General features: G+C 73.0%; 17 protein-coding genes. 9 read left to right on the top strand and 8 right to left on the bottom strand.

The features are described 5' to 3' along the window. The first annotated feature begins 17 nt into the window (after window positions 1–17). Genes murJ through ACIPSJ_RS02295 form a run of 5 tightly spaced genes read left to right on the top strand, consistent with a single transcriptional unit; the run spans window position 18 to window position 5,299 of the window. Window positions 18–1,655 (top strand): murein biosynthesis integral membrane protein MurJ, encoded by a 1,638-nt coding sequence (gene murJ, locus ACIPSJ_RS02315; protein ID WP_401342826.1) that lies wholly within the window; start codon window positions 18–20, stop codon window positions 1,653–1,655. After that, window positions 1,639–2,403 (top strand): polysaccharide deacetylase family protein, encoded by a 765-nt coding sequence (locus tag ACIPSJ_RS02310; RefSeq protein WP_401342824.1) that lies wholly within the window; start codon window positions 1,639–1,641, stop codon window positions 2,401–2,403. Before murJ ends, ACIPSJ_RS02310 begins: the two co-directional genes overlap by 17 nt. After that, complete coding sequence (locus ACIPSJ_RS02305) at window positions 2,404–3,543, top strand: glycosyltransferase (protein ID WP_401342822.1); 1,140 nt, start codon at window positions 2,404–2,406, stop codon at window positions 3,541–3,543. Further along, complete coding sequence (locus ACIPSJ_RS02300) at window positions 3,540–4,181, top strand: lipopolysaccharide biosynthesis protein (protein WP_355711837.1); 642 nt, start codon at window positions 3,540–3,542, stop codon at window positions 4,179–4,181. The genes ACIPSJ_RS02305 and ACIPSJ_RS02300 overlap by 4 nt, the downstream gene beginning before the upstream one ends. Beyond that, on the top strand, window positions 4,178–5,299 hold the full coding sequence (locus tag ACIPSJ_RS02295; RefSeq protein WP_401342820.1) for a GNAT family N-acetyltransferase: 1,122 nt from the start codon (window positions 4,178–4,180) through the stop codon (window positions 5,297–5,299). Before ACIPSJ_RS02300 ends, ACIPSJ_RS02295 begins: the two co-directional genes overlap by 4 nt. On the opposite strand, the gene ACIPSJ_RS02290 is transcribed toward ACIPSJ_RS02295, so the two are convergent. After that, on the bottom strand, window positions 5,296–6,687 hold the full coding sequence (locus ACIPSJ_RS02290; protein WP_401342819.1) for a glycoside hydrolase family 26 protein: 1,392 nt from the start codon (window positions 6,685–6,687) through the stop codon (window positions 5,296–5,298). The two genes, ACIPSJ_RS02295 and ACIPSJ_RS02290, sit on opposite strands and share 4 nt — an antisense overlap. A 139-nt stretch (window positions 6,688–6,826) precedes the next feature. Between ACIPSJ_RS02290 and ACIPSJ_RS02285 the strand changes: the two genes are divergently transcribed. Continuing rightward, the gene (locus ACIPSJ_RS02285; protein WP_359222426.1) at window positions 6,827–8,182 is read left to right on the top strand and encodes an ATP-grasp domain-containing protein; all 1,356 of its coding nucleotides are present in this window, start codon (window positions 6,827–6,829) and stop codon (window positions 8,180–8,182) included. Further along, on the top strand, window positions 8,182–9,438 hold the full coding sequence (locus ACIPSJ_RS02280) for an FAD-dependent oxidoreductase (protein WP_359222428.1): 1,257 nt from the start codon (window positions 8,182–8,184) through the stop codon (window positions 9,436–9,438). The genes ACIPSJ_RS02285 and ACIPSJ_RS02280 overlap by 1 nt, the downstream gene beginning before the upstream one ends. Window positions 9,439–9,496: 58 nt before the next feature. Here the strand turns inward: ACIPSJ_RS02280 and ACIPSJ_RS02275 are convergent, their stop codons facing one another. The 3 genes from ACIPSJ_RS02275 to ACIPSJ_RS02265 all read right to left on the bottom strand — a co-directional run bounded on the left by ACIPSJ_RS02275 (window position 9,497) and on the right by ACIPSJ_RS02265 (window position 11,304). Continuing rightward, window positions 9,497–10,249 (bottom strand): chaplin family protein, encoded by a 753-nt coding sequence (locus ACIPSJ_RS02275; RefSeq protein ID WP_401342816.1) that lies wholly within the window; start codon window positions 10,247–10,249, stop codon window positions 9,497–9,499. A gap of 121 nt (window positions 10,250–10,370) precedes the next feature. Beyond that, entirely contained in the window at window positions 10,371–10,598 is a 228-nt protein-coding gene (locus ACIPSJ_RS02270) for a chaplin (protein WP_359222432.1), read from the bottom strand. 289 nt (window positions 10,599–10,887) lie between these two features. After that, window positions 10,888–11,304, bottom strand: a complete 417-nt coding sequence (locus tag ACIPSJ_RS02265) for a rodlin (RefSeq protein ID WP_401342813.1) — start codon at window positions 11,302–11,304, stop codon at window positions 10,888–10,890. Between the two features lie 270 nt (window positions 11,305–11,574). Here ACIPSJ_RS02265 and ACIPSJ_RS02260 point away from each other — a divergent pair, with 270 nt between their 5' ends. Together ACIPSJ_RS02260 and ACIPSJ_RS02255 are read left to right on the top strand one after the other, a co-directional pair. Then, window positions 11,575–11,991, top strand: a complete 417-nt coding sequence (locus ACIPSJ_RS02260; protein WP_401342811.1) for a rodlin — start codon at window positions 11,575–11,577, stop codon at window positions 11,989–11,991. Window positions 11,992–12,220: 229 nt separating this feature from the next. After that, window positions 12,221–12,634, top strand: a complete 414-nt coding sequence (locus ACIPSJ_RS02255) for a rodlin (RefSeq protein ID WP_401342809.1) — start codon at window positions 12,221–12,223, stop codon at window positions 12,632–12,634. A gap of 64 nt (window positions 12,635–12,698) precedes the next feature. On the opposite strand, the gene ACIPSJ_RS02250 is transcribed toward ACIPSJ_RS02255, so the two are convergent. The 4 genes from ACIPSJ_RS02250 to ACIPSJ_RS02235 form a co-directional block, all read right to left on the bottom strand. Next, a complete protein-coding gene (locus tag ACIPSJ_RS02250) occupies window positions 12,699–14,609 on the bottom strand; it encodes an AMP-dependent synthetase/ligase (protein ID WP_401342807.1) in 1,911 nt (636 codons plus the stop codon). 114 nt (window positions 14,610–14,723) lie between these two features. After that, a complete protein-coding gene (locus ACIPSJ_RS02245; protein ID WP_401342805.1) occupies window positions 14,724–16,229 on the bottom strand; it encodes a VWA domain-containing protein in 1,506 nt (501 codons plus the stop codon). 157 nt (window positions 16,230–16,386) lie between these two features. Then, window positions 16,387–17,250, bottom strand: a complete 864-nt coding sequence (locus tag ACIPSJ_RS02240; RefSeq protein WP_359222444.1) for an ABC transporter permease — start codon at window positions 17,248–17,250, stop codon at window positions 16,387–16,389. Next, window positions 17,247–19,892: a CocE/NonD family hydrolase gene (locus ACIPSJ_RS02235; RefSeq protein ID WP_401342803.1), complete on the bottom strand. Its 2,646-nt coding sequence runs from the start codon at window positions 19,890–19,892 to the stop codon at window positions 17,247–17,249. The genes ACIPSJ_RS02240 and ACIPSJ_RS02235 overlap by 4 nt, the downstream gene beginning before the upstream one ends. Window positions 19,893–20,108: the final 216 nt, after the last annotated feature.

Raw genomic sequence — 20,108 nt, 5'->3', positions numbered from 1 at the left:
ACGCGGCGGAGCCGCAAATGTCACAGCCCCGCGCCCCCAAGCAGGGAGTTGGCGACACCGGAGTTGAAGGGGCGCCGCCAACTCGTGGATTCCTCGCCAAGGCCGCTCTCGTCACCGCCGTCTTCTCCGTCGCCGGTGCGTTGCTCGGGCTCATTCGGGATCAGTCGCTCGCGCGGCTCTTCGGGGCGGGGCGGGACACCGACGCGTTTCTTGTCGCCTGGACGATCCCGGAGTTCGCCGCGACGCTGCTCATCGAGGACGGGCTGGCCTTCGCGCTGATCCCCGCCTTCAGCATGGCGCTCGCCCGGCGGGCGCAGGGGGCGGCGGGAGATCCGGTGCGGGCGCTGGTCGCGGGGACGCTGCCCAAGCTGGCGCTGGCGTTCGCCGCGGTGGGCGCGCTGCTCGTCGGGGGTGCCCCGCAGCTCGTCGAGGTGCTCGCGCCGGGGCTGCGCGATCCCGGGCTCGCCGTCGACTGCACCCGGCTGACGGCGACCTGTGTGCTGACGTTCGGGCTGGCCGGGTACTGCAGTGCGGCCCTCCGCGCCCACCGGCGCTTCCTGGCCCCGGCCGCGATCTACGTCGCCTACAACGCCGGGATCATCGCGGCGATGTTCGCCCTCGGCGGGCACTGGGGCGTGCGGTCGGCGGCGTTCGGGGTCGCGGCCGGGGGCGCGCTGATGGTCGTCGTACAACTTCCAGCGCTGCTCAGGCAGTTGCGGAACAAGGCCAAGGGCAAGGCCAAGGCCGAGGCACGGGAGAGCGCGGCCGTCGCCGGGGCGCAGCCGCTGAACCTGGTGCTGATGGCGACCGTGCTGCTGTTCGCGCTGTGCCGGCAGTCGCAGGTGCTGATCGAGCGGTTCCTCGCCTCGCATCTGCACTCCGGGGCGATCTCGCACCTGAACTACGCGCAGAAGGTCGCGCAGATCCCGATGACGATGTCGATGATGCTGTGCACGGTCACCTTCCCGGTGGTGGCCCGGGCGCTGGCCGAGGGCGACACCGAGCGGGCCCGGCGCCGGGTGGAGCGGGACCTGTCGGTGGCGGCGAGCGTCGTGCTGCTGGGCACCGCCGTGGTGGTGGCGTGTGCGCCGCAGCTCATCCATCTGCTGTTCCAGCGCGGGGCGTTCACTCCGCAGGACACGGCCGCCACCGCCGGGGTGATGCGCGTGTACGCGCTCGGGCTGCTCGGGCAGACCCTGGTCGGGGTGCTGGTCCGCTCCTACTTCTCGGCGGGCCGCGCCACCTGGTACCCGGTCGCCGCCATGGCCGCCGGGATCGTGGTCACGTCGTGGATCGGCGCCCTGACGGTCGGGTCGTACGGCGTCACCGGTATCGCCGCCGCCAACGCCACCGGCATCACCGCCACCGCCGTCGTCCTGCTGGCCGGGATGGGCCCGCGCAGTGTCCCGGTCGGTGTCCGGCGGGTGCTGGCGGAGCTGAGCCGGCCGGTGCGGGCGGCCGTGATCGCGACCGTGGTCGGGACCTTCTTCGCCCAGCGCCCGGCGGATCCGCTCACCGGTCTGGCCGCCGGGGTCACGACCGTGACCGCCGTCTTCGTCCTGCTCGGCTGGGCCCTGGACGCCCAGGGCTTCGCACCCGCACTCCGTTCCGTAGGCACCGTCACCCGAAGGCTCGCGCATGCCGTCTTCCATTGAGTCCGCCGATTCCGCCGAGCAGGTCCGGCCCGTCACGGGCCCGGTCCCCTGGGTCGCCATGTACCACTCGGTGGGCGACTGCTCCGACGATCCGTACCGCATCACCGTCACCCCCGAACGGCTGGAGAGACAGCTGGGCTGGCTGCGCCGACGCGGGCTGCGCGGGGTGTCGGTCGGTGAACTGATCGCCGCCCGGGCCCGGGGCGAGGGGCGGCGGCTGGTCGGGCTCACCTTCGACGACGGGTACGCCGACTTCCTCGACCACGCCCTGCCGCTGCTCGACCGCTGGGGCTGCGGCGCCACCCTCTTCGTGCTGCCGGGGCGGCTCGGCGGCCACAACGACTGGGATCCGCTCGGCCCGCGCAAGCCGCTGCTCACCGCCGACGGGATCCGGCGGGCGGCGGCCGGCGGGGTGGAGATCGGCTCGCACGGCCTGACCCATGTCGATCTGACGAAGGCCGACCCGGCGACGCTCGCCGCCGAGACGGTGCAGAGCCGGGCCCGGCTGGAGGAGCTGGTCCAGGCGCCCGTCGGCGGATTCTGCTACCCGTACGGCACGGTCGACGGGCGGGCCGTGGACGCCGTGCGGGCCGCCGGGTACGGCTACGCCTGCGCCATCGACCCCGGCGACCTGAACGGCGTCCACGCCCTCCCCCGGGTGCACGTCGGGCAGAACGACCGCGCCCCGCACCTGTTCCTGAAGTACCGGCTGCACCGGCTGCGCCGCCGTCCCGTCGAGGGGCTGTGAATGAAGGCGCTGCATGTCATCACGGGCCTCGGGGTCGGCGGGGCGGAGCAGCAGCTCCGGCTGCTGCTGCGCCATCTGCCGGTCTCCTGCGACGTCGTCACCCTCACCAACCCGGGGCCGGTCGCGCGGGGGCTGACCGCCGACGGGGTGCGGGTGGTCCACCTCGGGATGGCCGGGAACCGGGACCTGGGCGCGCTGCCCCGCCTGGTCCGGGTGATCCGGCGGGGCCGCTACGACCTCGTCCACACCCATCTCTACCGGGCCTGTCTGTACGGGCGGATCGCCGCGCGGCTCGCGGGGGTACGGGCCGTGGTCGCCACCGAGCACTCGCTGGGCGACACCCAGCTGGAGGGGCGTGAACTGACCGCCGGGGTGCGGGCGTTGTACCTGGCGGGCGAGCGGCTCGGGCGGTCCACGGTCGCCGTCTCGCCGACCGTCGCCGAGCGGCTGCGCCGGTGGGGGGTGCCGGGGCCGCGGATCGAGGTCGTGCCCAACGGCATCGACCTGGAGCGGTTCCGGTTCGACCCGGCCGTACGGCAGCGCACCCGGGCCCGGCTCGGCCTGCCCCAGGACGCGCATGTCATCGGCGGCATCGGGCGGCTCGCGCCCGGCAAGCGGTTCGACGTGCTGATCGAGGCCCTGGTCCGGCTCCCGGCCGACTGCCGGCTGCTGCTGGTGGGCGGGGGCCCTGAGGAGGGCGCGCTGCGCCGCGCCGCACGCACGGCCGGGGTCGCCGGCCGGGTGCTGTTCGCCGGTGAGCGGCCGTACGTCTCCGACCGGGCGCACGACCCCGACCTGCCCTCCCTGGTCGCCGCCATGGACGTGCTGGCCTCGCCGTCGGCCCAGGAGGCGTTCGGGCTCGCGGTCGTCGAGGCGCTGGCGGCCGGGCTGCCGGTGCTCTACAGCTCCTGTCCGGCCGTCGAGGACCTGCCGCCCGCCGCGGCCCCGGGCGCCCGCCGGGTCGAGGGCGGGGCCGAGGCCTACGCCGAGGCGCTTTCCGCCGTCCGCGCCGCGGGACCCGGCCCGCGCACCGCTCCGGAGGCCGCCCGCCACTACAGCATCACCCGCAGCGCCGCCCAGCTCATGGACGTCTACGCGGCCGCACTCGCCACCTCACCTCAGGGAGTCAGTACGCCATGACCGAGAACCCCGTCCGAGCACCCCGCCCCTTCGCCCGCGCGGTCCGGCCCTGGTCGCTGCTGGCGGCCGGGGTCGTCGCCGGCGGTCTGCTGGGCGGCGCCTACGGCGTGCTCAAGCCCCGCACCTACACGGCGACCAGCTATGTCATCGCCGTCCCCGTCGACCGGACCGACACCGCGTCCGCGCAGGGCTTCGCGCAGGCCTACGGCCGGGTCGCCACCCAGCTCGCGGTGCTCGGGGACGCGCAGATGTGGGCCGGGGTGCCGGTGAACACGCTGCGCACCAGTGTGCAGGCGGAGACCTCGCCGGACGCGCCGATGGTCGCCGTCTCGGCCACCTCGCCGCACCCCCTGCAGGCCGCCGACATGGCGAACGCGGTGGCCCGCTCGCTCACCCGGCACGCCAACGAGACCAAGGCCGACACCCACGTCGAACTCCTTCAGTTCTCCCGGGCGCTGAAGCCGACCGCGCCCACCTCGGCGTCCCCGAAGGTGACCGGTCTGGTGGGTGCGAGCGCGGGCGGGCTGCTCGGCGGCCTGGTGCTTCTGGTGCGGCCCCGGCGCCGCGAGGAGGAGACCACCGTGCAGGCCTCCGTGCCCGGTCCCGCCGTCGCCGCCGACGTACACGGGCAGCTGTGACGACGACGGCCTACCCGACGCTCGCCGCGTACAGCACCGAACTCGTCACCGACGAGCGCGCCTTCGCCGAACTCGGCCCCGCCTGGGGCCGCCTGTACCGGCGGTGCTCCACGGCCACCCCGTTCCAGAGCCACGCCTGGCTGCACTCCTGGTGGCGCTCGTACGGGGTCCCCGGCCGGCTCCGCCTCGTCCTGGTGCGCCACGGCAGTGAACTGGTCGGCGCGGCGCCGCTGATGCTGGTGCGCCGGCCGCTGCCCACGCTGGTGCCGCTCGGCGGGGCGATCTCGGACTACGCGGACGTGCTGCTCACCGACGCCGACGACGACGGCCGGGCGGTGGGCGCCCTCACCGGTGAGCTGGCCCAGGCGGCCCGGACGGCACTGATCGACTTCCGCGAGGTGCGGCCGGGCGGCGCGGTGGAGCGGGTCTACGACCGCTGGCACGGGCCGTGCCGGAAGGTGGCCGACTCGCTCTGCCTGGAACTGCCCGCCGTGTCGATGGAGGAGCTGGTCGGCCGGCTGGCGTCGAACAAGGCCCAGCGGGTGCGCGCCAAGCTGCGCAAGCTCGGCGCGCTCGGGGTGCGCCGGGACACCGTGGCACCCGACGGCGTCGACGCGGCACTGCACCGGCTCCTGGAGCTGCACCGGCTCCAGTGGCAGGGGCGGAAGGTGACGACCGAGCACCTCCAGACACGGTTCCAGGAGCACCTGGTGCGCTCGGTGGGGCCGATGGTGCGCTCCGGGGACGCGGTGGTCACCGAGTTCCGGCTGGACGACGAGGTGGTGGCCGTCGATCTGACGCTGCTGTCGCCCAGCCTGGCCGGCGGCTATCTGTACGGGGCGCATCCGCGGCTGCGGGAGCGCAAGGCGGACGTGGCGGTGATGCTGCTCGACGCCTGCGCCCAGCACACGGGGGCGAGCGAGCGGGGCGCGCTGAGCCTGCTGCGCGGGAACGAGCCGTACAAGCACCACTGGCGGCCCCGGCCGGTCGTCAACCAGCGGCTGCTGCTGGCCCGGCGGCGCACCGCCCCGCTGCTGACGGCGGCGCTGTGCGACGCCGCCGCCCGGCAGCGGGTCAAGGAGGTGCGGCACCGATGGAAGGAACGCCGGCCGGACTAGGACCCGGTGCGCGACCACCAGTCGAGCCGGACGCAGAGCTTCCCGCCGATCCAGTACTCGACCCAGGCGCCCAGGTCCATCGGCGCGCAGTTCGCCGGGGGCGTGACGACCGGCGTGGGGGTCGGGGCCGTGATGTCGGGCGTGGTGCTCGGGGCCGGCCTGGGTGTCGCGGTCGGCGTCGGGGTCGGCCTGGGTGTCGGGGTCGGTGTCGGGGTGGCGGTGTCGAGGCGGCCGGAGAGGGCCGCGCGGTAGACCTTCGACGAGCGCGGGTTCGCCGGGCACTGCCAGACACCGTGCGGGCAGTAGTCGGTCACCGTGTTGTAGAGCGGCTTGTGCTCGTCCATCCAGGCGAGCATCCGCCGCATGTACTCGGTGTTGTCGCCGTTGCGGAAGAGACCCCATTCCGGATAGGAAATGGGTTTCCCGTGGGCCTTCGCGAAATCGACGTGCTGCTGAAGTCCATAAGGCTCCCGCACCTGTTCGTCGAAGGAGAGACCGGTCGGCTGGTCGTACGAATCCATGCCGACGATGTCGACCGTGTCGTCCCCGGGATAGCACTGTGTCCACGGGACGGCGTCCCGGCCGCGGCTCGGTGTGAAGTCGAACCGGAATTTCTGGCCCGGCACCGCGCGCATGGTGCTGACGATCCTGTTCCAGTATTTCTTCCAGGCCTCCGGGTCCGGCCCGCAACGATGGGTGTAGGTAGTGCCGTTCATCTCCCAGCCGAGCACGATCACGGTGTCCGGGACCCGCAGTTCCACCAGCCGTTCGGCCAGGGCCCGGAAGTGGTGGTCGAACTGCCCGGCGGCGCCCTGCCGCAGCAGCGAGCGGACCTCGAAGTCCCCGATGCCCTCCTCGTTGCGCTCCTGCATGGGCACGTTGAGGACGAGCGTCCGGTCGGCCTGCTCCCGCCGCCAGTGCGCCCACACGTCCAGGAAGCCGGGGGCGCCCTCGATGTCGCTCCACCGGTTGCCGGGCAGATACGTGTGCGCGACCTTCAGCTCGGTGCCGCCGAGCCAGCTGCTCAGCTGGGCCATCCGGGCCACGCCCAGCGGACCGGAGTCGAGAAAGGCCCCGAAGGCCGGAGGCGTCACCTTCCCGGGCACGGGCGCGGGACTCGACGCCACGGGCGTGGGGCTCACCGGTACGGGCTTGGGACTCACCGGTACGGGCTTGGGGCTCACCGGCACCGGCAGGGGTGCCGCCGACGCCGGGACGGACGTCGTGGGGGTCGGAGCCGGTGTCGGGTCCGCGACCCGAGCCGTCCCCGCGCCCGCGGCGAATCCCGGACCGGTGGTCAGGGTCGCCGAGGCGACGACGACCGCCGCCGCGACCACGGCCAGGCGGGACGACCGGGACCCCGGCCGCTTTCGCTGCTGCGGAGCCATGCCTGCTCCTTTCTCCATTCGCTGAGGAAGTGCCAGTTACTGACACTCAGTCATATCAATATGAATTCCGCCAGTGCGGTTGCGGCTTTCGGGTGCGCCGAACGTCCGCACGGGTGAACCGACGCAAAGGAAATGGCCTGTGTCGCTGCTAGACATCCGGGTTCCCGCGGTTCTGCTGCGGATCGACCGGAATCCCTTTCACCACGGCACTCTGGGGGCCGTCCGCTCGCTCGGCAGAGCCGGTGTGGACGTCCATGTGGTCGCCGATTCCACCGGAAGTCCGGTCCGCAAGTCCCGGTTCGTCCGGCAGCTGCATCCGCCGCCGGCGCCGGGCGCGTCCCCCGCGGAGATCGTCGCCGTGCTGCGCCGGGTGGCGGCGCGGGTCGCGCGTCCGGCGGTGCTGATCCCGATGGACGACGCGAGCGCGATCGCGGTCGGCCGGCACCGCGAGGACCTCACGCCCGCCTACCTGCTTCCGCAGCAGCCCGCCACCCTGCCCGAACGCGTCGCCGACAAGGCGGAGTTGGCCGAGGTGTGCGCGGCGGCCGGGATCCCGTACCCGAGGACGCTGGTCCCGGACAGCGCCGAGCAGGCCGCCGCCGCCGCCTGGCGGCTGGGGCTTCCGGTGGTCGCCAAGTGGAGCCGGCCCTGGCTGGTGCCGGCCGGGTCCGGGCTGCGCAGCACGGTGGTCGTCCGTTCGGCGCGGGAGGCACGGGAGCTGTATCTGCGGACCGACGAGGCGGGCAGCCGGCTACTGCTCCAGGAGTTCCTGCCGCCGGGTACGGACCGCGACTGGTTCTTCCACGGCTACGCCGACCGCACCGGGACCGTGCGCGCGGGCGGCCCCGGCCGCAAGCAGCGGGCCTGGCCGCGCGGGGCGGGCCTGACCGCGGTCGGCCTGTGGACGCCCAACCCGCAGGTGGAGGCGCTGGCCGAGCGGCTCACCGGCGAGCTGGGCTTCCGGGGCATCTTCGACCTCGACTTCCGCCGCTGCGGCACCACCGGCGGCTATCACCTGCTCGACTTCAACCCGCGTCCGGGCGCCCAGTTCCGGCTCTTCGCCGACAGCGCGGGCCTGGACGTCGTACGCGCCCTGCACCTGGACCTCACCCACCGGCCGCCGGCCGCCGGGGCGCCGCTGGCCGGGCGGGCGTTCGTGGTGGAGAACTACGCGCCGCTGAGCGCGCTGCGCCCGGCCCCGCGCGGGCGGGAGCTGGCCTGGAGCGCGCCGGACGACCGGGGTCCCGGCCTGGCCATGTGGGCGCTGTGGTGCCGGCATGTGGCGGGCCGGCTCCTGGCCCGGCTGTGCCGTCCCGCGCCCGCGGAGCCCGGGCCGCACTCCCCCGTGGTCCGCCAGGCCGGGGAGCCCCCCATGACCGGCGTACCGGGCGAGGAACTCCCCGGTGTGTCCAGCCTCTCGGGTCTGCCTCTCTCCGGCCTGCCCATCGCCGGTCAGCCCGACCGGTCCGACGACGAGAAAGCGAGCAGCTGCTGATGTACGACCTGCTGGTGGTGGGCGCGGGCCCGTACGGCCTGTCCATCGCCTCCCATGCCGCGGCGGCGGGCCTGAACGTGCGGGTCTTCGGCCGCCCGATGGCGTCCTGGCGCGACCACATGCCCCGCGGGATGTTCCTCAAGTCCGAGCCCTGGGCCTCCAACCTGTCGGACCCCGAGGCTCGCTGGCGGCTGGACGTGTACTGCGCGGGCCGGGGGACGGAGGCCCGGCACGGGCGGCCGATCCCGCTGGAGATGTTCGCCGACTACGGCCTGTGGTTCGCCCGCAACGCCGCCCCGCCCGTCGACGAGCGCATGGTCACCCGGGTCGCGCCCCGCACCGGCGGCTTCGAGGTGACGACGGAGGACGGCGAGACCGTGCGGGGACGGACGGTCGCGCTCGCCGTCGGTGTGCTGCCGTTCGTCGAGATCCCGGCCGCCCTGCGCGGCCTCTCCCCCGACCTGGTCTCGCACAGCAGCCACCACGCCGACCTGGACCGCTTCAAGGGCCGGGACGTCACGGTGATCGGCGGCGGCCAGGCGGCCCTGGAGACGGCCGCGCTGCTGGCCGAACAGAGCAGCCGGGTCCGGGTGCTGGTGCGCGCGGACCGGCTGTGCTGGAACGACGTGCCGCCGCCCTGGGAACGCCCCTGGTGGCAGTCGCTCCGCTCCCCGCACAGCGGTCTGGGCCCCGGCTGGCGCAACTGGTTCTACTCCGAGCGGCCGGGCCTGTACCGGCGGCTCGCGGAGCCGACCCGGGCGCGGATCGCGGCCACCGCCCTGGGTCCGGCCGGCGCCTGGTGGGTGCGGGAGCGGGTGGAGAACGGGGTGGAGGTGCTGCTCGACCGCGAGGTCACGGAAGCCCGCGCGACGGCGGGCGGGGTACGGCTGGACACGGCCGGCCGCGGCGGCGGGGTGGGCACCCTGGAGACCGAACACGTCATCACGGCCACGGGGTTCACCGCCACCCGGGAGCGGCTCGGGCTGCTCGCCGAGGAGGTGCGCGGCACGCTGGTGACGGGGGCCGACGGGGCGCCGGAGGTCGGCCGGGACTTCGAGTCGTCGTACCCCGGGCTGTTCCTGGCCGGTCTCATCACGGCGGCGGGCTTCGGCCCGGCGATGCGCTTCGTGCACGGCGCCGGTTTCACCGCGGGCACGCTGGTGCGCGGGGTGCGGCGGCGGCTGCGCTCGGGGCCGGCCGGCTGGACCATCCCGGCGGGCCGCACCGAGTCGGCACCGGACACGGTGCGAAGCTGACGGACGACGGGTGCCGGGCGTTCTGGGCGTCCGGCACCCGGCTCCGCATGCGGCGGGGCTACGGCCTGCGGGACGCGGTCCGGCCCCTGCGGTACAGGATCGTCCCGCCCGCGATCAGTGCGGCGCCGGCCGCCGAGGACGCGAGCAGGGCCTCGGTGCCGGTGTGCGCCAGGGTGGGCGGCGGCGCCTGATGGTTCCCGCCGGGCGGGGTCGTCCGGCGCGGTGGCGTCGACGGACCGGGCGGGGTCGAGTGACCCGGGGGGCTCGGCGGGGTCGAGTGACCGGGCGGGGTGGGCGGGGTCGAGTGACCCGGCGGGGTCGGCGGGGTCGAGTGCCTCGGCGGGGTCGACGGCGGCGGCGTCTCGTCGCAGGGGGGAGAGGACTCATCCCCGTACGGGGGCGGGGTCTCGTGACCGTACGGGGGCGGGGTCTCCCGGGGGCCCTCCGAGCCGTAACCCGGGGTGTCGTGGCCCGAGTTGTCGTAGCCCGAGTTGTCGCCGTGGCCGGAGTCGCCGTAGCCCGGGCCGCCGTGGGGCGGCTCGTGGGTGCGGCCGGTGGCGTGCTCGTGCGACACGTTGGCACAGGAGTTGCCGAAGGCCGGGTTCAACGCGGCGGCCGCGTCGACCGAGTTGCCGCAGACGTTGACCGGCACGTTCACCGGGGCCTGCACGTTGTTGCCGGACAGGACGCCCGGCGAACCGTTCGCGGCGCCGTTCGCTTCCGTGTCGGCGAGAGCGGGACTGGCGTACAGGGACAGAATGCTCGTCGCGGCGGCGGCCGCGAACATCCCCCTGCTGAGGCTCTGTCGCAATCTCGTTGATCTTCCTGCTTGAAGAAGTGGGAAAGCCGGCCTCGGAGCGCGGATGCGAAGGATCGACGGTCCGAGGCCGGCCGTGACGCAGCCGGGGTGCTGGTGTGCTGCGTAGGTGTCGTCAGTCGTTGACGCAGGTGTTGCCCAGCGTGGGGTTCAGCAGCGCGATGATGTTGATGCTGTTGCCGCACACGTTGATCGGCACGTGGATCGGGACCTGGATCACGTTCCCGGAGAGGACACCCGGGGAGCCGACGGCGGCACCGTGGGCACCGGCGTCCGCGAAGGCCGGGGCGGCACCGCCCAGGGCCAGGATCGCGCCGACGACGACAGCTGCGGTCTTCTTCATGAACTATCCCTTCTCTGCGGTCATGCCCGTGTGACGGCCGAAACCGAGCGAGCACAGCATGGACGGCTCGCACCATGACCGGCAGGCTGTAGAACGAGGGACGGACGGCGGAAGAAACTGCGGAACATGCGCCGTCGCCCAATTCACTCGAACGCCTTCAGGGAATTGACGCGAAGAGGGGAAACGGTTCTTCAGAAAGGTTCCGCGCAGGAATTCCGAGGATTGCAGCGAAAACCGCTCGGGCGGCGCGTGAACACACGCCGCCCGAGCGGGCCTTACGACAACGGGGTCACTGGTTGCCGACGCCGTTCGCCGACAGGGCCGAGATGTCGTCCAGGATGTGCGACAGCGGCTCGTCGCCCTTGGCCTGGGTCGAGTTCTCCGCGCACTGCTGGTTCTGCGCCGCGGAGAGGATCGGCACGTCCTGCAGGACGCCGACGGAGGCGAGACCGGAGATCACGCTCTGGACGTTCGCCTTCACGGGCAGGCCCACACAGAGCTTGTTCAGCGAGCCTCCGACCAGGGTGGCCTGCGGGCTCATGTTGCCCTTGGTCACCGCGTTGCCGAACGCCTCGTGGGCGCCGTTGCCGCTGGCGGAGGTGGTGCCGTGGTCGTTGCCGGTGGCAAGCGCCATGGGGGCTGCCGCCGCCGACACACCTACGACGGACGCGGCGACCGCCGCCGCGGCCATTGCCTTCTTCAGCATTTCCTGTTTCCTTTCCCGGCTTTTGAGCCAAGACGGACGTTCCTGCCCGGCATCAACCGCTCGCGTCCGGAATGGTTGCGGCAGGGACCCGGCACGTCACCCGATCGGATCGACGGGCTGCCCGGAATTCCCCGTGAACACTGGACCGTCGGCGGATTCACGGATTGCCGGGCCGTGGGCCATTGGGGTGAAGGGGAGCAACCAACCGGAACGCGGGCAGTTGACCAGAGCGCTCCGGTGGACGGGGTGTCCTCAGAAGGGAATTGACAAGTGATCAAGAAGATTCTGGCCTCCGCCGCTGTCGCCGCCTCCGTCGTCGGCGTCTCGGCCGCGGCCGCCGCGCCGGCCCTCGCCACCGGCAACGACCACGGCACTACCTCCGCCAGCGGCAACGGCGCGTACCAGTCGTTCGGCAACTCCGCCACGTACGGCAACATGAGCCCCCAGATGGCGCTCATCCAGGGCTCCTTCAACAAGCCGTGCATCGGCCTGCCCGCGAAGCTGAACGTCCAGAGCGTGGCCGCCGTCGGCGCCGCCATCGGCGTGCTGCAGGACGTGCCGATCCTGTCCGCGCCGCAGAACCAGCAGTGCGTCGAGAACTCCACCCAGGCCAAGGGCGACGAGCCGCTGTCGCACATCCTCGACGACATCTCGGTGCTCGCGGCCAACGGCGTCAAGAACAAGTAGTCCGGACGTTTTCCGGGTTCCTTCCGAGGGCCCCTCGGCCGGTGGGCCGCCGACTTCCGGCGGCCCACCGGCCTGCGTCTTCTCCGGTGCGCGTGCCACCGGCAGGGCGCTCGTCGATTGATCGGACTACGCTCCGCCAATCGGGGCAAAGCACGCAACCCCAGCAGGGTTCCGGCAGTTGATGATCACGCAGCTCCTCCCCGGAGTCCGCCTTTCGAAAGGGAACAACATGAAGAAGCTGTGGGCAACCGCGGCCGTCGCCGCCACCGTCGCCGGTCTCGCCGCCACGGCCGCCCCCCAGGCTCTGGCTGTCGGCAACGACCACGGCACCACGTCGGCCAGCGGCAACGGCGCCAAGTCGGAGTTCGGCAACTCGGCCACGTTCGGCGACATGAGCCCGCAGCTCTCGCTGGTCCAGGGCTCGCTGAACAAGCCGTGCATCGGCCTCCCGGCGAAGCTGAACATCCAGAGCGTGATCGCCGGCGCCGCGGCCGTCGGCGTCCTGCAGGACGTGCCGATCCTCTCCGCGCCGCAGAACCAGCAGTGCGTCGAGAACTCCACCCAGGCCAAGGGCGACGAGCCGCTGTCGCACATCCTGGACGACATCTCGGTGCTCGCGGCCAACGGCGCCGGCAACAGGTAGTTCCCAGACGTTCCGCGGGCGGCGGGTCACCGGTTTCTCCGGTGGCCCGCCGCCTTTGCTTCGGTCACCTGCGGTAGAGCGCCTCGATCGCGTCGGCGTAACGGGCGGTCACCGCGTGCCGCTTCACCTTCAGGGACGGGGTGAGCAGGCCGTTGTCCTCGGTGAACTCGCCCTCGACCAGGGCGAAGGCGCGGATCGACTCGGCGCGGGAGACGGCCTCGTTGGTGTGGTCGACCGCCTTCTGCACCTCGGCCCGCATCCGGTCGTCCCGCACCAGCTCGGACAGCGGGGTGTCCGGGGGCAGCTTCCGTACGGAGAGCCAGTGGGCGACGGCCTCCGGGTCGAGGGTGATCAGCGCGGCCACGAAGGGCCGGTTGTCGCCGACCACCAGGCACTGGCCGACGGGCGAGCGGCTGCGCAGCCGGTCCTCCAGGACGGCCGGGGAGACGTTCTTGCCGCCGGAGGTGACCAGGAGGTCCTTCTTGCGGCCGGTGATGGTGAGATAGCCGTCCGCGTCGAGCGAGCCGAGGTCGCCGGTCGCGAACCAGCCGTCGTCCGGGAGGACTTCGGCGGTCGCGGCCGGGTTGTTCCAGTACGACCCGAAGACCACCGGCCCCTTGATCAGCACCTCGCCGTCGTCGGCGATCCGGACGGCCGTCCCGGGGATGGGCTGCCCGACCGTGCCGGGGCGGGGTGCCAGCGGCGGCACGATGGTGGCGGCCGCGCTGGTCTCGGTCAGGCCGTAGCCCTCGTAGACGACGATCCCGGCCGCGTGGAAGAACAGGTTGAGGTCGCGGTCGAGCGGCGAGCCGCCGCTGATGGCGTACCGCATCCGGCCGCCGAGTTCCTTGCGGACGCGCCGGTAGACCAGCAGGTCGTACAGCGCCCACGCCGCGTACAGGCCGGGCCCGGGGCCCTTCCCCGTGCCGAGGAACTTCCGCAGGTAGGCCTCGGCGAAGCGGACGCCGATCCGCTCGGCACGGTCGAAGGACGCGGCGCGCCCGATCTTCTCGGCCGTCGCCCGCCCGGTGTCATGGATCTTCTCGAAGAGGTACGGCACCCCGACCAGGAACGTCGGCCTGAACTCCCGCAGCGCGGGCCGGAGTTCGTCGGGCTTGACGCTCGGGAAGTGGCCCATCTCGATCCGGCCCATCAGGCACGCGATCTGGAGCGTGCGGCCCAGGATGTGGGCGAGCGGCAGGAACAGCAGGGTGGAGGCGGTCTGGCCGGTGACCGCCTGGAAGACGGGGTGCAGCAGCTCGACCGTGTTGGCGGCCTCGGCGTGCAGGTTGGCGTGGGTGAGGACGCAGCCCTTGGGGCGGCCGGTGGTGCCGGAGGTGTAGCAGACGGTGGCGACCGTGTCGGGGGTGAGCGTGGCGCGGCGCTTGGCCACCTCCTCGGCCGGGACGTCCCGGCCGAGGGTGGTCAGGTCGGTGACCGCGCCGGCCGCCAGCTCCCAGATGCGCGGCGGCTGTTCGTGGGCGGCCGTGCCGGTGGTGACGGTGGCCGTGTTCTCCGGGGTCTCGGTGACGACGTGCCGGGCGCCGGAGTCCCTGACGATCCACTCCACCTGGTCCGCGGAGGAGGTGGGGTAGACCGGGACGGTCACCCCGCCCGCCGCCCAGACGGCGAAGTCGAGGACCGTCCACTCGTAGCGGGTGCGGGACATCACCGCGACGCGGTCGCCTGCGGCGAGGCCGGCGCCGATCAGTCCCTTGGCGACGGCGGTGACCTGGGCGGCGAACTCTTCCGCGGTGACCGGGCCGTCGGGGCGCCGCAGTGCCGTGGCGTCGGGTTTCTCGGCGGCGTTGGTGTAGGGGAGGTCCGCGAGGGAGCCGGTGGTGAGGGGTGGGGCCAGGTGCTCCCGGCGCACCTCCCGCACGACCCCGGCCTCGTCCTTGATGACCTCGACCTTGCTCCGGTCGGCCAGGTCGGTTCGTTGACGTGCTCGTTTGAGGTCGCTGCGTACGCTCATGGGGCGTCAACTTACTCGGAAGTAAGGGTAGGTCAATGGGTCCGGACGGTTGGGTTTCGGGTGCGGGTGAGTGGGGGTTGAGCGCGCAGTTCCCCGCGCCCCTGAAGGGGCGCTTCAGCTCGCCTCTTGGATGGCCCTCGCGAGGTCCGCCACGTCCTTGTCCTCCGTCGTCCTTGCCAGCGTCGCGGCGCGGGCCTGGAGCTTTCCGAGGTCCGGGCTCCCCGGTATGTCGTACTCCCCGTCCGCCAGCGCGTCCGCGAAGTAGGCCGCGACCGCCGCCACTTGGAAGCGGGGGGAGGCCGTCCAGACCGAGTCGTGCAGGGCGCTCGTCTCCATCGAGCCGGTGTTCTCGTGCGGGGTGCGGGTGGTGGGGTCGAGCCAGCGGACCGTGGCCGTGGCGAGGTGGCCGTCGGTGTCGGGTCGGGTGCGGACGGCGTAGAGGGCCGTGACCGTGTGGCCGGGGCCGACCTCGCCGCCGTCGACGCGGTCGTCGCGGAAGTCCTGGTCGGCGACCTTGCGGTCCTGGTAGCCGATCAGGCGGAACTCGGCGACGGTGTGCGGGTCGAAGGCGACCTGGGCCTTGGCGTCGCGGGCCACCAGGTCGATGTTCTGCGGGAGTTGGCGGCAGAAGACGTCGGTGGCGGTCGCGGTGTCGGAGACGTAGGTGGTGTGGCCGTCGCCCTTGTCGGCGAGGCGTTCCATCAGGGCGTCGCCGTAGTTGCTGCCGACTCCTATGCCGAACAGGGTGATGCCGTACGCGCGGCGGTCGCCGTCGATGCGTTCGAGGATGGCGTCGGGGTCGGTCTGGCCGTCGTTGGCGAGGGCGTCGGAGATCAGGACGACGCGGTTGGTGGCGTCCTTGCGCAGGCCCTCGACGGCGGTGGCGTAGCCGGTCTCGACGCCTTCGCCGAGGTTGGTGGAGGAGAGGGCCCGGAGGCTGTCGACGGCGTCGTGGATCTCGGCGCGGTGGCCGCCGAGGCGGGTCATCGGCAGGACCGTCTCGGCGTGTTCGCTGAAGGTGACGAGGGCGACCGAGTCGTCGTCGCGCAGCCGGTCGGTCATCGTGTCCAGGGACTTCTTGGCGAGGTCCAGGCGGCCCGGTTCGTCCATGGAGCCGGAGACGTCGATGACGAAGGTGAGGGCGGCCGGCGGGCGGTCGTCGGCGGACTCTGCGGGGCGGGTGCTGAGGCCGACGCGGACCAGGGACCAGTTCGGGCTGCTGGTGCGGGCGCCGTCGACGGTGACCGTGAAGCCGTTGTGGTCGGGGGTGCGGTAATCCTGGCGGAAGCTGTTGACGAACTCCTCGGGGCGGATCGTCGAGGGGTCCGGGCGGCCGCCGTCGGCGAGGGTGCGGCGGGCGTAGCCGTACGAGGCGGTGTCGACGTCGAGGGCGAAGGTGGAGAGGAGGTCGGAGGAGGGGGCGGAAGGGTCGGAGTCGGCGGACGGGGTGGCTTCGGCGCCCTGGGCCCGGGAGGGGGCGGGGGCCGGGAGGCCGGTGTGGTTCGGGCCGTTGGAGTGGCTCTCGTCGCCGGCGCCGCAGCCCGTCAGGAGCAGGGCCCCTGCCGTGGTGAGGGCGAGCAGTGCGCCGTATGTCTGTCGTCGGGTCGGGTGTCGGTCCATCGTCTGTGCCCCCTGTGCCGGTCGGAGTCGACGTCCTGACGTGTCGTCGACTGTGACGGCGCAGGGGGCCGGAACGTGCGCCCCGATGCGTTGCGGATGAATCTCGAACCGGCCACGGACCAGGGGCCTCGAAGCCGGAGGGAGATCGTCCGGTGACCTAGGAGACGATGTCCTTACGGGCGAAACCCCGGAAGGCCAGGGCGAACAGCACCAGGGCGTACGTTATCGAGACCGCCGTGCCCTGGATCATGCCCGACCACTCCAGGTGGGGTTGTACGGCGTCCGCCCAGGCGAACTGCCAGTGGGCGGGCAGGAAGTCGCGCCAGTGGCCGAGGGCGGTAACCGCGTCGAGGACGTTGCCGACGATGGTCAGGCCGACGGCGCCGCCGACCGCGCCCAGCGGGGCGTCGGTCTTGGTGGAGAGCCAGAACGCCAGGCCCGCGGTGACCAGTTGGGACAGGAAGATGTACACGACGACGATCGCCAGGCGCTGGGCCGCGGTGCTGGTGTCCAGTGCGCCGCCGGTGGGGATCTGGAGGGGTCCCCAGCCGTAGGCGGCCGTGCCGACGGCCAGGGCGACCAGCGGCAGCAGGATCATCGCGGCCAGGCTGAGGCCGAGCGCGACGACCAGCTTGGACCAGAGCAGCCGGGCCCTCGGCACGGGTGCGGCCAGCAGATAGCGCAGGGAGGACCAGCTGGCCTCCGAGGCGACCGTGTCCCCGCAGAACAGGGCGACCGGGATGACCAGCAGGAAGCCCGCCGACACGAACAGGTTGACCGCGGCGAAGTTGGCGCCGGAGGCGGTGGCCGTGTCCAGGAGGGTGACCTGGCCGTTCCGCTCGCCCGGCTGCCCGCCGATGGCGAACGCGATCAGCAGCACGAACGGCAGGACGGCGAGGATCCCGCCCATCACCAGCGTGCGGCGGCGCTTGAGCTGGCGGACCAGTTCGACGCGCAGTGGCAGGGTGCGGCCCGCCCGGTAACCGGAGGCGACCGCGGCTCCCTCGGTGAGCGTGCTCATGCGGATCCTCCGATCAGGGTCAGGAAGGCGTCTTCCAGACGGCGGTGGGGGCCCACCGACGCCACGGGCACGTCGAGCCGGACGAGTTCGGCGACCAGGCGCGGGGCGCTGCCGCCGGGCTCCATGCGGACAAGGAGGCCGTCGTCGGTGCGGGTCACCGAGGCGATGCCGGGCAGCGCGGCGACCTTCTCCACGACCGGCTCCTCCACGGGCACGGAGGTGCCGACGAGGAGGGTGTCGCCGGAGCCGACGATCTGGGCGACCGGGCCGGCCTGGATCAGCCGGCCGCGGTCCATCACCACGAGGTGGGTGCAGGACTGCTCGACCTCGGCGAGGAGATGGCTGGAGACGATCACCGTACGGCCGGCGGCCGCGTAGCGGATCATCACCTCGCGCATCTCGCGGATCTGCGGCGGGTCGAGGCCGTTGGTCGGTTCGTCGAGGATGAGCAGGTCCGGCAGGCCGAGCATGGCCTGGGCGATGGCGAGGCGCTGGCGCATGCCCTGCGAGTACGTGCGGACCGCGCGGGCCAGCGCGTCGCCGAGGCCGGCGATCTCCAGGGCCTCGTCGAGGTGGGCGTCCTCGGGCGGACGCCCGGTGGCCTGCCAGTAGAGCTCCAGGTTCTCGCGGCCGGACAGGTGGGGCAGGAAGCCCGCGCCCTCCACGAAGGCGCCGACGCGGGAGAGGACGGGGGTGCCCGGGCGGATGGCGTGGCCGAAGACGCGGATCTCGCCGTCGTCCGGTGTGATCAGGCCCATCAGCATGCGCAGGGTGGTGGTCTTGCCCGCGCCGTTGGGGCCGAGGAGGCCGAGGACCTGCCCCTTCTCCACCCGGAAGGACAGCTCGCGGACGGCGTACCGGTCCGTCGAGCCCTTGTAGCGCTTGCTCAGGTCCGTTATCTGGAGCGGGACTTCGGCCAGCTCCGGGGCGGGGGCCGGGCCCGCTGTCCGGCGGCGGCCGGTGACCAGCAGGGCCAGGGCGGCGAGCGCGCCGGCCAGCGGCAGCCACCACACCCAGGCGGGCAGCGGTGCGGCGGCCGTGTCCACCTGGGGTGCGGTCGGCACGCTCAGGGCGCCCTTGAGGGAGACCGTGTAGGTCGCCGGGGCGGTCGGGGAGGCGTAGCCGAGGTCGGTGGAGGCGAGGACCAGGCGCAGCCGGTGGCCCTTCTGCACCTCGTGGTCGATCGCCGGGAGGGTGATCGTGACGTCCTTGCCGGCCTTGGCGCCCTCGACGCGGATCGGGGCGACCAGCTGGGAGGGCAGCACCTGCTGGCTGCCGTCCGGGCCGACGTCGTACACCTTGCCGAAGAGCACGGCGTCGTCGCTGGTGGAGGTGAGGTGGACGGTGGCGGTGGGGGTGCCGGTGATCTGCACGTTGTCGGTCATCGGTGCCGAGTCGAAGCGGGCGTACTGGCCCGGGAAGTCCAGGGAGACGCCGACGCCGAGGGAGGAGAGCTGGGAGAGGCCGCCGCCGCCGAGGCCGGGCAGCGCGGAGACGCCGGGCGGGCTGGCGCCGGCCGGGTTCTCGACGCGCTGGGTGCCGCCCTTGAGGGCGATGTTCTTCCGGTCGCTCTCCAGGCCCGGGTAGCCGTCGGCGGTCGCGCCGCGCAGCTGGGCGGCGCCGTCGGTGGAGTCGACGCCGCCGGTGCGGGTGATCCGGAAGGCCGGGCCGGTGTCGGTGGCCTTGTCACCCTTCAGGTAGCGGTCGAACCAGGAGGTGACCCGGCCCTCGACGCGGCTGGTCTCCAGGTCGCCGCCGTCGTGGCCGCCGGCGATCCAGTCGACGTCCACGGGGGCGCCGTTGGCCTTGATCGCCTTCGCCGCCGCGTCGGACTGGGAGAGCGTGAACAGGGAGTCGGTCTGGCCCTGGAAGAGGAGGGTCGGCACCTTGATGCGGCTGCCGACGGCCGACGGTGACCGCTCTTCGAGGAGCTTGACCGCGGCGGCGTCCGGCCTGCCCGACTCGGCGACCCGGTCGTACATCTGGCACAGCGCCGGCTGGAAGTTGGCGCAGCCGCCGCCGGTGTTGAAGAAGATCCCGGCCCACAGCTTCTTGAAGACGCCGTTCGGGAACAGAGCGTCCGCGAGGTTCCAGTACGTGATCGACGGGGCGATCGCGTCGACCCGGCTGTCATAGGCGGCGGTGAGCAGCGAGATCGCGCCCCCGTACGACCCGCCCGCCATGCCGACCCGCGGGTCACCGGCCTTGTCCAGCTGCACCTGCGGCTGCCTGGCGAGCCAGTCGATGAGCCGGGAGACGTCGGCGACCTCGCCCTTCGGGTCGTTGAGGCCGATCTTGCCGGTGGACCTGCCGAAGCCGCGCGCGGACCAGGTGAGGACCGCGTAGCCGTCGCGGGCGAGGTGCTCGGCCTCGGCGCGCATGTCGTCCTTGCTGCCGCCGAAGCCGTGGGCGAGGAGGACCGCGGGGCGCCGGCCGGTGCCGGACGTGGTGAAGAACGAGGTGTCCAGACGGACCCCGTCCACCGCCATCACCTGGTCCGTGCTGTGCACCGGGGGCGGGTCGTCGGAGGCGACGGCCGTCCATGTACCGGCGCCGACGAGCACGACGACGGCGGCCGCGGCGGCGAGGAGCCGTCGCGGCCGCCGGAGCAGGGCTCGTAGGCCGGGGGGTCGAAGATCCATGCTTCAACGGTACGGGGCGGCACCGACATCCGAGGCCGACGGTGGGGTGAACCCCGAGCCATCCCTCGGGAGTACGGGGGTGCCGGCACGTACTTCGAGCGCGGTACGACGCCCGTCCCGTTTCCCGGTGCCGAACGGGACGGTGGGCACCTGCGAGCCGGTGGGGGCTGGTCGCGCCCGCGCGGCGGCAGCCGCAAATCGATACAGCCCCGCGCC

It is taken from the genome of Streptomyces sp. NPDC090088 (assembly GCF_044747345.1).
Classification (GTDB): domain Bacteria; phylum Actinomycetota; class Actinomycetes; order Streptomycetales; family Streptomycetaceae; genus Streptomyces.
The sequence above is the reverse complement of the archived record's forward strand: the minus strand, read 5'-3'. Positions and strand labels throughout refer to the sequence as shown.

Excerpts from the sequence above, each read along its gene's own strand:
- ACIPSJ_RS02310 (WP_401342824.1), top strand. The coding sequence starts at position 1,639 with ATGCCGTCTTCCATTGAGTCCGCCGATTCCGCCGAGCAGGTCCGGCCC.
- ACIPSJ_RS02290 (WP_401342819.1), bottom strand. The coding sequence starts at position 6,687 with ATGGCTCCGCAGCAGCGAAAGCGGCCGGGGTCCCGGTCGTCCCGCCTG.
- ACIPSJ_RS02240 (WP_359222444.1), bottom strand. The coding sequence starts at position 17,250 with ATGAGCACGCTCACCGAGGGAGCCGCGGTCGCCTCCGGTTACCGGGCG.
- ACIPSJ_RS02255 (WP_401342809.1), top strand. The coding sequence starts at position 12,221 with ATGAAGAAGCTGTGGGCAACCGCGGCCGTCGCCGCCACCGTCGCCGGT.
- ACIPSJ_RS02300 (WP_355711837.1), top strand. The coding sequence starts at position 3,540 with ATGACCGAGAACCCCGTCCGAGCACCCCGCCCCTTCGCCCGCGCGGTC.
- ACIPSJ_RS02265 (WP_401342813.1), bottom strand. The coding sequence starts at position 11,304 with ATGCTGAAGAAGGCAATGGCCGCGGCGGCGGTCGCCGCGTCCGTCGTA.
- ACIPSJ_RS02245 (WP_401342805.1), bottom strand. The coding sequence starts at position 16,229 with ATGGACCGACACCCGACCCGACGACAGACATACGGCGCACTGCTCGCC.
- ACIPSJ_RS02305 (WP_401342822.1), top strand. The coding sequence starts at position 2,404 with ATGAAGGCGCTGCATGTCATCACGGGCCTCGGGGTCGGCGGGGCGGAG.
- ACIPSJ_RS02270 (WP_359222432.1), bottom strand. The coding sequence starts at position 10,598 with ATGAAGAAGACCGCAGCTGTCGTCGTCGGCGCGATCCTGGCCCTGGGC.
- ACIPSJ_RS02250 (WP_401342807.1), bottom strand. The coding sequence starts at position 14,609 with ATGAGCGTACGCAGCGACCTCAAACGAGCACGTCAACGAACCGACCTG.
- ACIPSJ_RS02235 (WP_401342803.1), bottom strand. The coding sequence starts at position 19,892 with ATGGATCTTCGACCCCCCGGCCTACGAGCCCTGCTCCGGCGGCCGCGA.
- ACIPSJ_RS02280 (WP_359222428.1), top strand. The coding sequence starts at position 8,182 with ATGTACGACCTGCTGGTGGTGGGCGCGGGCCCGTACGGCCTGTCCATC.
- murJ (WP_401342826.1), top strand. The coding sequence starts at position 18 with ATGTCACAGCCCCGCGCCCCCAAGCAGGGAGTTGGCGACACCGGAGTT.